We start from the raw sequence: 547 nt of genomic DNA on the forward strand, positions 1-547 counted from the left end.
CAGAATAGATATAAAAGGAGAATCGATGAGAAGAAAATTAAAAAATAAAAACTAAGTTTAACCCAAGGATAGATCAAATCTGGGCAGTTCGTTTGCTATGGTCAGTTTTATCCGGCGAAGGTGGGTCAGTTTACCCGGCTTATCCAGTATGAGATTGTTTTTGTGATTTTGGAAATTTCCTTTTGAACAATTTCAAAGTCTTTTAAATCACTTCCACCACCACTGATAAAAACAATTACGGGTTCTCCTTCTCCCCATGTCAAAACATGCTGTTGTCTACCTTGAATTTCAACAAAATGACTATTGCTTTTAGTTTCACAGGAAAGTAAAGCAAAGAAGGTCCAAAACAGTAACAGTATTGTAAGCTTCTTCATTCTAAATGTTTTTGTCAAATTGTTGCCAACGGTCTCCTTTACTTTGAATTTATATATTAAATAAGAGAAAGAGGAGAACTAAAACGGTCTCTAAGTTAAGCCTTACTAGACGTATCAGTCCTCTTTTCTCCTAAAAGTTGCATAGAACCAATTGGAATACCAGGTGTTGTAGC

The 547-nt window shown here is 35.1% G+C and carries 1 protein-coding gene; it reads right to left on the minus strand.

The window, feature by feature from the left end; translation table 11 throughout:
• Positions 1-125: 125 nt before the first annotated feature.
• Positions 126-374 (minus strand): alpha/beta fold hydrolase, encoded by a 249-nt coding sequence (locus EZV76_RS16920; protein WP_136567698.1) that lies wholly within the window; start codon positions 372-374, stop codon positions 126-128.
• Positions 375-547 lie beyond the last annotated feature (173 nt).

It is taken from the genome of Flagellimonas alvinocaridis, assembly GCF_004916895.1.
Taxonomy (GTDB): domain Bacteria; phylum Bacteroidota; class Bacteroidia; order Flavobacteriales; family Flavobacteriaceae; genus Flagellimonas; species Flagellimonas alvinocaridis.

Coding starts and splice junctions, on each gene's coding strand:
- EZV76_RS16920 (WP_136567698.1), bottom strand. CDS start 374: ATGAAGAAGCTTACAATACTGTTACTGTTTTGGACCTTCTTTGCTTTA.